The 13,808-nt window shown below is 70.3% G+C and carries 13 protein-coding genes; 3 read left to right on the top strand and 10 right to left on the bottom strand.

All coding sequences use genetic code 11. From position 1 onward, the window contains the following. Window positions 1–71 precede the first annotated feature (71 nt). From prcA to arc, 5 genes are all read right to left on the bottom strand, one after another. Complete coding sequence (prcA, locus tag BU197_RS28690) at window positions 72–827, bottom strand: proteasome subunit alpha (protein ID WP_188271240.1); 756 nt, start codon at window positions 825–827, stop codon at window positions 72–74. Window positions 828–873: 46 nt separating this feature from the next. Then, window positions 874–1,713 carry a proteasome subunit beta gene (prcB, locus tag BU197_RS28685; protein ID WP_188271239.1) on the bottom strand — a complete coding sequence of 280 codons (840 nt, stop codon included), beginning with the start codon at window positions 1,711–1,713 and terminating at the stop codon, window positions 874–876. A gap of 165 nt (window positions 1,714–1,878) precedes the next feature. Continuing rightward, window positions 1,879–2,091 carry a ubiquitin-like protein Pup gene (locus BU197_RS28680; RefSeq protein WP_188271238.1) on the bottom strand — a complete coding sequence of 71 codons (213 nt, stop codon included), beginning with the start codon at window positions 2,089–2,091 and terminating at the stop codon, window positions 1,879–1,881. A gap of 157 nt (window positions 2,092–2,248) precedes the next feature. Further along, complete coding sequence (gene dop / locus BU197_RS28675) at window positions 2,249–3,760, bottom strand: depupylase/deamidase Dop (RefSeq protein ID WP_188271237.1); 1,512 nt, start codon at window positions 3,758–3,760, stop codon at window positions 2,249–2,251. A gap of 184 nt (window positions 3,761–3,944) precedes the next feature. Then, entirely contained in the window at window positions 3,945–5,711 is a 1,767-nt protein-coding gene (arc, locus tag BU197_RS28670; protein WP_188271236.1) for a proteasome ATPase, read from the bottom strand. A gap of 253 nt (window positions 5,712–5,964) precedes the next feature. On the opposite strand from arc, the gene BU197_RS28665 reads away from it, so the two are divergent. Next, window positions 5,965–6,276, top strand: a complete 312-nt coding sequence (locus tag BU197_RS28665) for a ferredoxin (RefSeq protein ID WP_188271235.1) — start codon at window positions 5,965–5,967, stop codon at window positions 6,274–6,276. Window positions 6,277–6,330: 54 nt separating this feature from the next. Here BU197_RS28665 and BU197_RS28660 read toward each other — a convergent pair whose 3' ends face one another. From BU197_RS28660 to BU197_RS28650, 3 genes are all read right to left on the bottom strand, one after another. Beyond that, window positions 6,331–6,909 (bottom strand): hypothetical protein, encoded by a 579-nt coding sequence (locus tag BU197_RS28660; RefSeq protein ID WP_188271234.1) that lies wholly within the window; start codon window positions 6,907–6,909, stop codon window positions 6,331–6,333. 191 nt (window positions 6,910–7,100) lie between these two features. Then, window positions 7,101–7,988: a tRNA (adenine-N1)-methyltransferase gene (locus BU197_RS28655; RefSeq protein ID WP_015032448.1), complete on the bottom strand. Its 888-nt coding sequence runs from the start codon at window positions 7,986–7,988 to the stop codon at window positions 7,101–7,103. Between the two features lie 18 nt (window positions 7,989–8,006). Then, the gene (locus BU197_RS28650) at window positions 8,007–9,197 is read right to left on the bottom strand and encodes a site-2 protease family protein (protein WP_188271233.1); all 1,191 of its coding nucleotides are present in this window, start codon (window positions 9,195–9,197) and stop codon (window positions 8,007–8,009) included. A gap of 122 nt (window positions 9,198–9,319) precedes the next feature. Between BU197_RS28650 and BU197_RS28645 the strand changes: the two genes are divergently transcribed. Further along, window positions 9,320–10,222: a RecB family exonuclease gene (locus BU197_RS28645; protein WP_188271232.1), complete on the top strand. Its 903-nt coding sequence runs from the start codon at window positions 9,320–9,322 to the stop codon at window positions 10,220–10,222. A 43-nt stretch (window positions 10,223–10,265) separates the two neighbouring features. Further along, window positions 10,266–10,943 carry a response regulator gene (locus tag BU197_RS28640; RefSeq protein WP_188271231.1) on the top strand — a complete coding sequence of 226 codons (678 nt, stop codon included), beginning with the start codon at window positions 10,266–10,268 and terminating at the stop codon, window positions 10,941–10,943. 121 nt (window positions 10,944–11,064) lie between these two features. On the opposite strand, the gene BU197_RS28635 is transcribed toward BU197_RS28640, so the two are convergent. Next, entirely contained in the window at window positions 11,065–12,654 is a 1,590-nt protein-coding gene (locus BU197_RS28635; protein WP_188271230.1) for an ABC transporter substrate-binding protein, read from the bottom strand. A gap of 157 nt (window positions 12,655–12,811) precedes the next feature. Next, window positions 12,812–13,510 carry an HAD family hydrolase gene (locus BU197_RS28630; RefSeq protein WP_188271229.1) on the bottom strand — a complete coding sequence of 233 codons (699 nt, stop codon included), beginning with the start codon at window positions 13,508–13,510 and terminating at the stop codon, window positions 12,812–12,814. Window positions 13,511–13,808 lie beyond the last annotated feature (298 nt).

The following is a 13,808-nucleotide window of genomic DNA, read 5'->3' as shown; positions in this document are numbered from 1 at the left end:
TCCGCCCGCCGGGCAGCCCGAAGGGGCCCCGGTCCGTCGTGCGTACCGGGGCCCCTTCGGTGAGCCGTGGGCTACTGCTCCTCGGGAGCCTCGTCCGAGGGCTCGTCCGTCTTCGCCGCCGCCGCGTTGTCCGCCTCCAGGAGGCGGGAGAGCTGACGGCCGACGATCCGCTTGAACTTGCGCTGCTGCGGGCGCGTACGGTCCAGGACCGCCACCTCCAGGCGCTCGGCGGGGATCTCCCGCTCCGTGCCGTTGGTGTCCCGCGAGAGGGCCTGGACGGCCAGCTTCAGGGCCTCGGCGAGCGACATGCCGTCCCGGTGCCGCTGGTCGAGGAAGGTGCCGATCTGCTCCGCGTTGCCGCCGACCGCGACCGAGCCGTGCTCGTCCACGATCGAGCCGTCGTGCGGAAGGCGGTAGATCTGGTCTCCGGCCGGCTCGGTGCCGACCTCCGCGACGACCAGCTCGACCTCGTAGGGCTTCTCCCCCGCGCTGGAGAAGATCGTGCCGAGCGTCTGGGCGTAGACGTTGGCCAGACCGCGCGCGGTGACGTCGCCCCGGTCGTAGGTGTAGCCGCGCAGGTCGGCGTAGCGGACGCCGCCGATGCGCAGGTTCTCGTACTCGTTGTACTTTCCGGCGGCCGCGAAGCCGATCCGGTCGTAGATCTCGCTGAACTTGTGCAGGGCACGCGAGGGGTTCTCGCCGACGAAGACGATGCCGTCGGTGTACTGGAGGACGACCAGGCTGCGGCCTCGGGCGATGCCCTTGCGGGCGTACTCCGCCCGGTCGGCCATGGCCTGCTGGGGTGAGACGTAGAACGGAGTGGACACCGGCGGTCCGTCCCTTTCTTCTGGGCTGCTGTCGGGCGGCGGGTGGTCAGAGCAGGGCGGCGCGCGGCCCGTCGGGCTCCTCCAGGCGCCGCTCGGTGACCGACCGGGCCACCGTGGAGGACTCCTCCACGGTGAGCCTGCGGTAGCCCTCTTCCGTGATGACCGTGACGATCGGGAAGATCCGGCGCGCGAGGTCCGGGCCGCCGGTCGCCGAGTCGTCGTCCGCCGCGTCGTAGAGCGCCTGCACGACCAGGGTGGTGGCCTGCTCCTCGGTCAGGTCGGCGCGGTAGAGCTTCTTCATCGACCCGCGCGCGAAGATGGAGCCGGAGCCGGTGGCGGCGAAGCCCTGCTCCTCGGAACGGCCGCCGGTCACGTCGTAGGAGAAGATCCGGCCCTTCTCCCGGCCCTCGTCCCAGCCCGCGAAGAGCGGGACGACGGCGAGGCCCTGCATGGCCATGCCGAGATTGCCCCGGATCATGGTGGAGAGCCGGTTGGCCTTGCCCTCCAGGGAGAGCGTGACGCCCTCCACCTTCTCGAAGTGCTCCAGCTCCAGCTGGAAGAGCTTGACCATCTCCACCGCGAGACCGGCGGTGCCGGCGATGCCGACGGCGGAGAACTCGTCGGCCGGGAACACCTTCTCGATGTCCCGCTGCGCGATCATGTTGCCCATGGTGGCCCGGCGGTCACCGGCGAGCACGACGCCCCCGGCGAACGTGGCGGCCACGATGGTGGTCCCGTGGGGGGCCTCGACGATCCCCTCGGGGAGCTTCCTGCCGCCCGGCAGCAGCTCCGGCGAGTGGTCCGCCAGAAAGTCGATGAACGAGGACGAGCCCGGCGTCAGGAAGGCCGCCGGCAGACGCCCGGTGCTCCGAGGATTGGCTTCCACGCGATTCCTTCCGGGTGGGAGAGTCGGCCCGCCGTGAGAACGCGCCGGCCGATCATGCTTTTACTGTGCACGGACCTTACCCGTGTCACCGGGTGTCATCCGTCCCCGGAGCCGCGGCTTTCTCCGGGGCTCCGGGGACGGAGGACTACAGGCGCGTGGGGGCGGCTACTCGCCACCCTTCTGAACGAAGCTCCGCACGAAGTCCTCGGCGTTCTCCTCCAGGACGTCGTCGATCTCGTCCAGGACGGAGTCCACGTCGTCGCTGAGCTTTTCCTGGCGCTCCTTGAGGTCGGAGCTCGCCTCCGTGGTGGTCTCCTCGACCTCCTCCGTGGAACGCGTCGCCTTCTGCTGTCCGCCGCCGCTGTCCTTGGTCGCCATATCCCTCACCCCGCTCGAATCGGCCCGCTCGGTCGAGTGCTTCAAGATCAGACCCTATAGGTCGGGTCCGACATCGGCCCCGCAGTTTCCACAACGTCCGGGCACTGCTTCCATGATTCCCGGTACCGGCCGTTTCAGGCCCGGATCGGACCCCCGATCAGCCGCCGGACAGCACCCGGACCAGTTCCTCGGCGGTCCGGCAGCGGTCCAGGAGTGACTTCACGTGGGCTTTCGTGCCGCGCAGCGGCTCCAGGGTCGGCACCCGCTGGAGCGAGTCCCGGCCGGGCAGATCGAAGATCACCGAGTCCCAGGAGGCCGCCGCGACGTCGTCGGCGTACTGCTCAAGGCACCGGCCCCGGAAATAGGCCCGGGTGTCCTCCGGAGGCGCCGTCTCGGCCCGCTCCACCTCGGGCTCGTCCAGGAGCCGCTTCATCCGCCCCCGGGCCACCAGACGGTTGTACAGGCCCTTCTCGGGGCGCACGTCCGCGTACTGGAGGTCGACCAGGTGCAGCCGGGCCGCGTCCCAGTCCAGGCCGTCCCGGCGCCGGTAGCCCTCCATCAGCTCCCGCTTGGCGATCCAGTCCAGCTCGCCGGCGAGGCTCATCGGATCGTTCTCCAGCCGGTTGAGGGTGTCCTCCCAGCGGGTGAGCACGTCCCTGGTCTGCTCGTCGGCGTCGCCGCCGTACCGCTCGTCCACGTACTTCCTGGCCAGCTCGAAGTACTCCATCTGGAGCTGCACCGCGGTGAGCGTCCGGCCGCTGCGGAGCGTGATCAGGTACTGGAGGGACGGGTCGTGCGACACCTGGTGGAGGGTGCGCACGGGCTGGTCGACGGTGAGGTCGACGGTGACGAAGCCGTCCTCGATCATCGAGAGGACCAGCGAGGTGGTGCCCAGCTTGAGGTAGGTCGAGATCTCGGAGAGGTTCGCGTCGCCGATGATCACATGCAGGCGGCGGTACTTCTCGGCGTCGGCGTGCGGCTCGTCCCTGGTGTTGATGATGGGCCGCTTCAGGGTGGTCTCCAGGCCCACCTCCACCTCGAAGTAGTCGGCGCGCTGGCTGATCTGGAAGCCGTCCTCCCGCCCGTCCTGGCCGATGCCGACCCGGCCCGCGCCGGTCACCACCTGGCGCGAGACGAAGAACGGGGTGAGGTGGCGCACGATGTCCGAGAAGGGGGTCTCCCGCTTCATCAGGTAGTTCTCGTGCGTGCCGTAGGAGGCGCCCTTGTTGTCGGTGTTGTTCTTGTAGAGGTGGATCGGCTGGGCCCCGGGGAGCCGGGCGGCGCGCTCGGCCGCCTCCGCCATGATCCGCTCGCCCGCCTTGTCCCAGAGGACGGCGTCGCGCGGGTTGGTGACCTCGGGGGCGCTGTACTCGGGGTGGGCGTGGTCCACGTAGAGCCGTGCCCCGTTGGTGAGGATCACATTGGCGAGGCCGATGTCCTCGTCGGTGAGCTGACTGGAGTCGGCGGCCTCGCGGGCGAGGTCGAAGCCGCGGGCGTCCCGCAGCGGGTTCTCCTCCTCGAAGTCCCAGCGGGCGCGGCGCGCCCGGTGCATCGCCGCCGCGTACGCGTTGACGATCTGGGACGAGGTGAGCATGGCATTGGCGTTCGGGTGTCCCGGGACGGAGATCCCGTACTCCGTCTCGATGCCCATCACTCGCCGTACGGTCATGCGGCCCTCCTTGCCCGGCGGCGCTCACAGTGCGCGACTCGGCGGTACCGAAGAGCCTAGGACGGCTCCGCGCTGGTGGGGAGATCACTTACGGGTATTTCCCGGGACCGGCCGGAAACGCCGGGTGGAAAATACGTCGGCTGCGGATGCCCGGGGCCCGGACATCCGCAGCCGGTGGCGCTTTTTACAGGTACTGGCCGGTATTGGCCACGGTGTCGATGGAGCGTCCGGTGTCCGCGCCCTGCTTTCCGGTGACGAGGGTCCGGATGTACACGATCCGCTCGCCCTTCTTTCCGGAGATCCTGGCCCAGTCGTCGGGGTTGGTGGTGTTGGGCAGGTCCTCGTTCTCCTTGAACTCGTCCACGCAAGCCTGGAGGAGATGGGAGACCCGGATGCCCTTCTGGTCGTGGTCGAGGAAAGCCTTGATGGCCATCTTCTTGGCCCGGTCGACGATGTTCTGGATCATCGCGCCGGAGTTGAAGTCCTTGAAGTACAGGACTTCCTTGTCGCCGTTGGCGTACGTGACTTCGAGGAAGCGGTTCTCCTCGGATTCGGCGTACATCTGCTCGACGACCGACTGGATCATTCCGTGGGCGGCGGCCGCCTTGGATCCGCTGTGCTCGGAGATGTCGTCCGCGTGCAGCGGGAGGGAGGCCGTGAGGTACTTCGCGAAGATGTCCTTCGCCGCCTCCGCGTCCGGACGCTCGATCTTGATCTTGACGTCGAGCCGGCCGGGCCGCAGGATCGCGGGGTCGATCATGTCCTCGCGGTTGGATGCGCCGATGACGATGACGTTCTCCAGCCCCTCCACGCCGTCGATCTCGGCGAGCAGCTGCGGGACGATGGTGTTCTCCACGTCCGAGCTGACACCGGATCCGCGGGTGCGGAAGAGGGATTCCATCTCGTCGAAGAAGACGATGACGGGGGTGCCCTCGCTCGCCTTCTCCCGGGCACGCTGGAAGACGAGGCGGATGTGCCGCTCGGTCTCGCCGACGTACTTGTTGAGGAGTTCGGGGCCCTTGATGTTGAGGAAGTAGGACTTCCCCGCGGGCTGTCCCGTCACCTCGGCGACCTTCTTGGCCAGGGAGTTGGCCACGGCCTTCGCGATCAGCGTCTTGCCGCAGCCGGGCGGGCCGTAGAGCAGGATGCCCTTGGGCGGCCGCAGTTCGTGCTCCTTGAAGAGGTCCGGGTAGAGGTACGGAAGCTCGACCGCGTCGCGGATCAGTTCGATCTGGTTGCCCAGACCGCCGATCTTGTCGTAGTCGACGTCCGGGACCTCTTCGAGGACGAGTTCCTCGACTTCGCTCTTGGGGACCACCTCGTAGACGTAGCCCGACCGGGAGTCGAGCAGCAGGGCGTCGCCGGGGCGGATCGTGATGTCGAGCAGGGGCTCGGCGAGCCGCACCACCCGCTCCTCGTCGGTGTGCCCGACCACCAGGGCACGCTCGCCGTCCTCCAGGACCTCCTTGAGGGTGACGATGTCCCCGGCGCGCTCGAACTCCATGGCCTCGACCACGTTGAGCGCCTCGTTGAGCATGACTTCCTGGCCTCGCTTGAGCTCGTCGAGCTCGATGCCAGGGCTCACGTTCACCCGGAGCTTGCGGCCCCCGGTGAAGATGTCGCACGTGCCGTCCTCGTTGGCCTGAAGGAAGACGCCGAAGCCGGCCGGCGGCTGGGCGAGCCGGTCGACCTCTTCCTTGAGGGCCACGATCTGGTCTCGGGCCTCACGCAGCGTGTTCGCCAGTCGTTCGTTCTGCGCGGACACGCCGGCCAGGTTCGTCTGCAGCTCGACGATCCGCTCTTCGAGAATCCTCGTGTGGCGCGGAGAGTCGGCGAGCTTGCGGCGCAGGACGGCGATTTCCTGCTCGAGATAGGCAACCTGGCCGGCGGGGTCCTCAGACCCCCGCCCCGGCCGGATGCCGCGGTTGATGTCGTCGTCGTGGGCTGCCACGGTCCTCACCTCCTCCAAGGGGAGCTGGACGCTTCCTGACCCTACCTGCGTGGGTGGTGATTGAAACCCCTAGATCAAAAAGACTCCGAGGTGTGTCCGATCTTCACCCTTGCGCTTCCCCTCTCGCCAGGGGAATACCCACCCTTCGCTGCTTGAAAGCGGGCGGTTGTATCGTCGTCTTTGGCCAACACCCTTCCGGGTCGGCCGGACTTACCCGCGAGAAGCAGAACGCGTAGCAGAAACGGCAGGAGATATGAGCGTGCAGCACGAGGCTCCGTCCACGGGCGCCGAGGAGGCGCTGGAGGTCTGGATCGACCAGGACCTGTGCACCGGGGACGGGATCTGCGCGCAGTACGCTCCCGAGGTCTTCGAGCTGGACATCGACGGGCTCGCGTACGTGAAGAGCGCCGACGACGAGCTGTTGCAGGAGACGGGCGCCACCACCCCGGTGCCGCTGACGCTCCTCCAGGACGTCGTGGACTCCGCCAAGGAGTGCCCCGGCGACTGCATCCATGTGCGCCGGGTCAGGGACCGGATCGAGGTCTACGGCCCCGACGCCGAATAGGCCGTAGGGCCCGAGCGGGCGGCGCAGGCCGCACGAGGGGCCGTCGGGCGGGGCTCAGACGCCGCGCGCGCCGGTCCCGTCGGAGCGTACGAAGGCGCCGCCCTGCCAGCGCCAGCCGACCTGTTCCGTCTCGTCGGGGCAGCAGCTGGGGACGTCCGGCGACGAGTAGCCGAGCAGGGTGGCGACGACCGTCCCGTTCCGTACGGCGAGCCCGGCGACGCTCTTGTGCTGCCCGGGTGCGACGAGTGTGGCCACCACGCGCGCGGGTGCTCCCGTCTCCTTGCCCCGGGTGAGGACGTAGACGCCGCTCGGCGGGGTGCCGGAGCCCGCTTCGCAGTGCACGACCGCAACGGTCTCGGGGTTCCCGTCCCCGTCGAGGTCACCTGTGGCCCGCCGGGCGACGGTCTGGGGCACCCCCCGGCAGTCCAGCGGGTAGGCGACTCCGGCGGCTTCGGGCGCGGGCGCCGGACGCGGGGCCGCCTCGGGCGCGGCACCGGCTCCGGCGGCGCCGGGCTGGAGCAGTCCGGCGAGGGCGACGACCGCGACGGTCACGGTCGCGGTGGCCAGCCAGTGGGCCGGCCGGGCTCGGGTGTGGGCGAGGTCCGCGAGGTCCGGGTCGGCGGAGGGCTGCACGCGAGACGTCTCCTGTGGCGGTGGTACGGCGGCTTTCCGGCATCGTGCCACACGTCACAGGGCGATGGGACATCCGGGGGTCGGCCGCCGGCCCGGGAGGACCGGCGCGGGCCCGAACATGAGGGCGCCGCCGCCGGGTTCCCTCCCGTGGGCGGGGAACTCGGCGGCGGCGTGCCGTGGATGTCGGAGCGTCAGCCCTTGTTGGGGCCTTCGTAGTCCTCGCCGTACGCGCCCTTGGCGGGGCGGCGGCGACGCATCGGGGGCTCGACCCCGTCCGCGAGACGGCGGGCGGTGACGAGGAAGCCGGTGTGGCCGATCATGCGGTGATCGGGGCGGACGGCGAGGCCCTCGACGTGCCAGTTGCGGATCATGGACTCCCAGGGCTGCGGCTCGGCGTAGCAGCCGAACTCGCGGATGGACTCCACGGTGCGGGCGAGCTGGGTGGTGGTCGCCACGTAGCAGCAGAGGATGCCGCCGGGGACGAGCGCCTTGGAGACGGCCTCCAGGCACTCCCAGGGGGCGAGCATGTCCAGGATGACGCGGTCGACGTCGGTGTCGGACAGGTTGTCCTGGAGGTCGCCGACGGTCAGCTGCCACGCGGGGTGCGGGCCGCCGAAGTAACGTTCGACGTTCCCCTTCGCGATCTCGGCGAAGTCCTCGCGGCGCTCATAGGAGTGCAGCATGCCGCTGTCGCCGATGGCGCGGAGCAGGAAGCTGCTGAGCGAGCCGGAGCCCACGCCGGCTTCGACGACGCGCGCGCCGGGGAAGATGTCGGCGAAGGCGAGGATCTGTCCCGCGTCCTTCGGGTAGACCACGGCTGCGCCGCGGGGCATGGACAGGACGTAATCGGGGAGCAGGGGGCGCAGCGCGAGGTAGGCGACGTTTCCGGTGGTACGGACAACGCTGCCCTCGGGGGCGCCGATCAGTTCGTCGTGCGGGAAGGAACCCTTGTGGGTGTGGAAGTTCTTTCCCTCTTCGAGCGTGAACGTGTAGTGACGGCCCTTGGGGTCGGTCAGCTGAACCTGGTCCCCGACCTTGAAGGGCCCGCGTCGGCGGGCGGCACCGGTCGGTTCGGACATGTGACCAGAGTACCGGGGTTAGGCCGAGGGTCGCGCCATGGCCTGGACGAAGGCCCGCTCGACGTCGGTGGTGGACAGGACTCCGTAGATCTCGCCGGACTCCTCGACGACCAGGTACTCGGTGGCGGGGCTGGCGCGGAGGTGGTCGAGGAGGGGCTGGCCGGTGAGTTCGGCGGGGACCCGCATGCCGTCGGTGAGGTCCTGGGCGAGGGTGCTGACGGCGACCCAGGGGCGTCGGTGCTGGGGGACGGCGGCGATGGCGGCTTCGCGGACGATGCCGGTGGGGTCGCCGTTCCCGTCGACGACGACGAGGGCGCGGGCGCCGGACTCGTTGGCGCGGCGGAGGGCCTCGGAGAGCGGGGTGACGGGTTCGACGGGGATGGCGCGGCGGGTGAGGCTGCGGGCGCGCAGCTCGGGGAGGTGTTCGCGCAGCCGGGCCATGCGGAGGCTGTTTCCGGCCCCGGTCCAGATGATGGCGGCGAGGATCGCGGCCAGCAGGGCGTCGGTGACGGTGTCGAAGCCGCTGACCTCCTCGGTGGAGTTGCCGAGGAGACCGGTGCGGGTGAGCAGGGGCAGGCCGACGAGGACGAGGACGGCGAGGGCGCGGCCGACCCAGGCGGCGGCGATGGTGCCGCTCATGGGCTTGCCGGTGATCTTCCAGACGACGGCGCGGAGCATGCGTCCGCCGTCCAGGGGCAGGCCGGGGAGCAGGTTGAAGATCGCGACGATGAGGTTGGAGATCATCAGTCCGGCGAGGAGGACGCCGGGGACGGTGCCGGGTTCGACGGCGTACAGGGAGAGGTAGAACACTCCGGCGAGGACGAGGGAGAGGAGCGGGCCGACGAAGGCGAGGACGAATTCGCGGCCGGGGGTCTCGGTCTCTTTCTCGATCTCGGAGACGCCGCCGAAGAACTGGAGCTGGATGCGGCGCACCGGGAGCTTGAAGCGGAGCGCGGCGATGGTGTGGGCCAGTTCGTGGACGAGCACGGAGGCGTAGAAGGCGACGGCGAAGAAGAGGGAGACGAGGTAGCGCGCGGCGCCGAGTTCGGGCAGGACGCGCTCGATCTGGTCGCCGAAGACCCAGGTGATGAGGGCGGCGACGAGGAACCAGCTGGGGGCGACGTAGACCGGCACGCCGAAGGGGCGGCCCATGAGGATGCCTCCGCCGGGCTCTCCGGTGCGCTGCGGCTTGGGCTCGTCCTGGTTCACGGGTTCCTTTCGTCGCGTGGTGTGACCACGTCGGTGCGTCACGGTTCGATCATGCAGTGCGACGGGGTCCCAGGTCGATGGTATGCCGCCCGTTGTCGGTGGCGGGTCGTAGGGTCTTCGTCATGAGTACGAGCGAGCAGGTGCCGGTGGAGCCCCGGGCGCCCATGTCGTTGTCGCCGTCGCGGGCGAGCGATTTCATGCAGTGTCCGCTGCTGTACCGGTTCCGGGTGATCGACCGGCTGCCGGAGAAGCCGAGCGAGGCGGCGACCCGGGGCACGCTGGTGCATGCCGTCCTGGAGCGGCTCTTCGACGATCCGGCGGCGGAGCGGACGGCGCCGCGGGCGCGGGCGATGGTGCCAGGGCAGTGGGACCGGCTGCTCGCGGCCAAGCCGGAGCTGGCCGGGCTGTTCGCGGAGGACCCGGGCGGCGAGCGGCTCGCGGGCTGGCTCGGGGAGGCGGAGCGGCTGGTCGAGCGGTGGTTCACGCTGGAGGATCCGACGCGTCTCGAACCGGCCGAGCGCGAGCTGTTCGTGGAGACGGAGCTGGATTCGGGGCTGCGGCTGCGCGGGGTGATCGACCGGGTCGACGTGGCGCCCTCGGGCGAGGTGCGGATCGTCGACTACAAGACGGGGAAGGCGCCCCGGCCCGAGTACCGGGACGGCGCCCTGTTCCAGATGACGTTCTACGCGCTGGTGGTGTGGCGGCTGCGGGGGGTGATCCCGCGCCGGCTCCAGCTGGTGTACCTGGGCAGTGGCGAGGTGCTGACGTACGACCCGGTGGAGGCGGATCTGCGCCGGGTGGAGCGGAAGCTGCTGGCGCTGTGGGAGGCGATCTCGGCGGCGACGGAGTCGGGTGACTGGCGGCCGCGTCCGACGAAGCTCTGCGGCTGGTGCGACCACCAGGCGGTCTGTCCGGAGTTCGGGGGGACGCCTCCGGTCTATCCGCTGAAGATCGTTTCGATGCGCCCGGCGGAAGCGGGCGCGCCGGAGCAGGGCAGAATGGACCCGGCCCCGCCGGTGCCGTAGCGCGTCGGCGACCTCGTGAGCAGAGTCCCGTGAAGGAGCCCTTGTGACGATCCGCGTCCTCTTGGTCGACGATCAGCCGCTGCTGCGCACCGGCTTCCGGATGATTCTGGAGGCGGAGCAGGACATCGCGGTGGTGGGTGAGGCCGGGGACGGTCTCCAGGCCCTCGACCAGGTGCGGGCGCTTCAGCCGGATGTGGTGCTCATGGACATCCGGATGCCCCGGATGGACGGGGTGGAGGCGACCCGGCAGATCACGGGTCCGGGGCGGGACGGTCCGGCGAAGGTGCTGGTCCTGACGACCTTCGACCTCGACGAGTACGTGGTGGAGGCGCTGCGGGCGGGGGCGAGCGGCTTCCTCCTGAAGGACGCTCCGGCGAACGAGCTGGTGCAGGCGATCCGGGTGGTGGCGGCCGGCGAGGCGATGCTGGCGCCGTCGATCACGCGTCGGCTCCTCGACAAGTACTCGGCTCATCTGCCGACGGGCGAGGAGCAGGTTCCGGACACGCTGAACACCTTGACCGACCGTGAGGTGGAGGTGCTGAAGCTGGTGGCGCGGGGCCTGTCGAACGCGGAGATCGCGGCGGATCTGTTCGTCAGCGAGACGACGGTGAAGACCCATGTGGGCCATGTGCTGACGAAGCTGGGCCTGCGGGACCGGGTGCAGGCGGCGGTGTACGCGTACGAGAGCGGTCTGGTGCGGCCGGGGGCCGCCGGGCAGTAGCGCGGTCGGCGCGGTGCGACGAAGGGGGTCCGGCGGGTGCCGGGCCCCCTTCGTCGTACCGGTGGCGCGTTCCGGGCGGTCGGCGTGGCCCCGGGGTCCTTGTCGTCGTACCGGTGTGTCCTCAGGCCGTGCCGTGGCCGAGTTCCCACAGGAGCAGGTCGGAGGAGGCGGTGAGGGCGTACTCGACTCCGTTGAGGTCGTCGCGGGCGGCGACGTACTGCTTGCCCTGCCACAGGGGGAGGACGGGGACGTCCTCGGCGACGATCTTCTGGATCCGCGCGTAGACGGGTCCTGCGGCGGTGCGGTCGGCCTGGCGTCGGGAGAGCGGGATGAGCTGGTCGCGGACGACCTTGTTCTCGTAGGGGCTGTGGAGGAAGTTGTCGCTGTCGAGGAAGGGCGCGATGTAGTTGTCCGGGTCCGGGTAGTCCGGGAACCAGCCGAGTCCGTAGACGGCGTAGTCGCCGCGCTTCTGGGCGGGGCGGAAGGAGGACCACGGGGTGCCCTCGACGGTGACGTCGAAGAGCCCGTCGGCGACGAGCTGCTTCTTGAGGACCTCGAACTCCTGGGCGGTCTCGGGGCCGTAGCGGTCGGTGGTGTAGTTCAGCGTCAGCTTGACCGGGGTCGTCACTCCGGCGTCCTTGAGGAGCCTGGCGGCGCGGGTGGCGTCGGGCTCGCCGTACTCGTCGAAGAAGGGGGTGGTGTGGCCGGTGATGCTGGAGGGGATCAGCGAGTAGAGCGGTTCGGCGGTGGGGCCGTAGACGGCGTCGACGAGGGCGCCCCGGTCGACGACGGCGGCCATGGCCTGGCGGACGGCCTTCTCCTGGACGGAGGGGGCCCGGGTGTCGAAGCCGAGGTAGCGGATCTCCAGACCGGGGACCTCGACCAGTTCGACGCCGTCCTCGGGCCGTTCGGTGAGGTCCTTGACCTGCTGCCGGGAGAGGGCGCCGGCCATCATGTCGATGTCGTCGTCGGCCAGTGCCTCGCCCATGGCGGCTGCGTCGGCGAAGAGGCGCAGTTCGACCTTGTCGTTGCGCGGGGTGATGTCGCCCTGGTAAGCGGGGTTCCTGGTGAAGACGAAGCGGCCGACCTTCCCGCCCTCGTGGTCGGCCGTCATGGTGTAGGGGCCGGAGCCGTCGACGACGAGGCCGGGGCGGAGCTTGTCGGCGGCGTACTTCTTCTTGCTGAGGATGCCGGCGACGGGGGTGGAGAGCTTGTACGGGAAGGTGGCGTCGGGCGTCTTGAGGTGGAAGACGACCTGGTCGGCGCCCCGGGTCTCGACGGTGTCGATGTTCGAGAGGAGGGCGGCGGTGCCGTTGTCCGACCGGATCGAGAGGACGCGGTCGACGGAGAACTTGACGTCCTCCGCGGTGAGCGGCGTGCCGTCGGCGAAGGTGAGGCCGGGGCGGAGGACACAGCGGTAGCTCTCGCTGGCCTTGTCGGAGAACCCGCAGCTCCTGGCCGCCTCGGGGACGGGTTCGCCGCCGCTGCGGGGCACGTGCAGCAGGGTCTGGACGGTCTGGCGGAGGATGTTCCAGGCGCCGGTGTCGTAGGCGGAGGCCGGGTCGAGCGGGGCGGGTCCGTCGGTGGCGGCGATGAACCGCTCCGTGGTGCCGACGACGATCGTCTCCTCGCTCTCCGCTCCCCCGCAGGCGGCGAGGAGGGGGACGAGCAGTCCGGCCACGGCGGGCAGCACCAGGGTCTTGCGGTTCATCGGGAGGGTTCTCCTCGGCCGGCCCGGGGGCACGGCGGCAGTACGGCGGAACATCCGCGACAGGCTAGTCGCGCCCGTGCCCCTTCCGTACACCCGGGTACGGTTCCTTCCGTACGCCCGGTTACGCCCCGGTCCGCCCGAGTGGGCCGGGACGGCCTCAGATCCGGGGGATCAGCGTGCGGAGGAACGGCACGTCGACCTCTTCGAGGGAGCGGACGACGACCCGGCCGGGAGAGGCGGCGATGGGGGCGACGGAGGGCACCGCCACGACCCGGCAGCCCGCCGCCTCGGCGGCGGCGACGCCGGTCGCGGTGTCCTCGACGACGGCACAGAGCACGGGGTCGGCCCCCACGCCCTCGGCGGCCGTCAGATAGGGCTCGGGGTGCGGTTTGGTCCGGGTGACCTCGTCCCCCGCGACGGTGAGCGTGAAGCGGTGGCGGCCGATCGAGTGCAGGACCCGGTCGATGATCCGCCGGTGCGAGGCGGAGACGAGCGCGGTCGGGATGGCGTGCGCGGCCAGCTCGGCGAGGAGCCGCTCGGCTCCGGGCATGAGCGGCACCCCGCGCGCGATGCGCTGCTCGAACTTCTCGTTGAGCAGGACGGTCAGCTCGTCGAGGGTGATGTCGGCGCCGGTGGAGTCGATGAGGTAGCCCGCGCTGCGGGTCATCGGACCGCCGACGACCACGTCCCGCCAGGCCTCGTCCAGCCGGTGTCCGAGGTCGGCGAAGACCTCGACCTCCGCGTCCCACCAGAAGCCCTCGGTGTCGACGAGGGTCCCGTCCATGTCGAGGAAGACCGCCTGGAGGGCGGAGTCTCCGTGGGTACGGACAGGGGAAACGGGGACCGTACTGGTCATCCGGCACACCTCCATGGAGGGACGAGAAGGCCGGCCCCCTCCCCGGTACGGGGAGGAAGACCGGCCTGCACTGGACGGACAAGTGTACGTCCGGATCAACGGACGCGCGTGGATTCGGCCCCGGAGCGGCCGAGGCTCCAGAGCGGTTCCGGCCCCGGGGCTGCCCCAGACCTGTGGCTGTCCAGACCTGGAGCCGTCCCGGCCCCGGGCTGCCCTGGACCTGCGGTTGTCCCGGACCCGGAGCGGTGGTCCCGTCTCCCCTGGGCCGGGTGGTTCCGGCTCAGGGGAGACAGCGGGG

Origin of the sequence: Streptomyces sp. CBMA291 (genome assembly GCF_014596525.1) — a bacterium.
Taxonomy (GTDB): domain Bacteria; phylum Actinomycetota; class Actinomycetes; order Streptomycetales; family Streptomycetaceae; genus Streptomyces.
The sequence above is the reverse complement of the archived record's forward strand: the minus strand, read 5'-3'. Positions and strand labels throughout refer to the sequence as shown.

Bases quoted from the DNA above. Each gene is read 5' to 3' on its own strand.
- BU197_RS28680 (WP_188271238.1), bottom strand. From the start codon at position 2,091: ATGGCGACCAAGGACAGCGGCGGCGGACAGCAGAAGGCGACGCGTTCC.
- dop (WP_188271237.1), bottom strand. From the start codon at position 3,760: ATGACCGTACGGCGAGTGATGGGCATCGAGACGGAGTACGGGATCTCC.
- BU197_RS28665 (WP_188271235.1), top strand. From the start codon at position 5,965: ATGAGCGTGCAGCACGAGGCTCCGTCCACGGGCGCCGAGGAGGCGCTG.
- BU197_RS28655 (WP_015032448.1), bottom strand. From the start codon at position 7,988: ATGTCCGAACCGACCGGTGCCGCCCGCCGACGCGGGCCCTTCAAGGTC.
- BU197_RS28645 (WP_188271232.1), top strand. From the start codon at position 9,320: ATGAGTACGAGCGAGCAGGTGCCGGTGGAGCCCCGGGCGCCCATGTCG.
- BU197_RS28635 (WP_188271230.1), bottom strand. From the start codon at position 12,654: ATGAACCGCAAGACCCTGGTGCTGCCCGCCGTGGCCGGACTGCTCGTC.
- BU197_RS28630 (WP_188271229.1), bottom strand. From the start codon at position 13,510: ATGACCAGTACGGTCCCCGTTTCCCCTGTCCGTACCCACGGAGACTCC.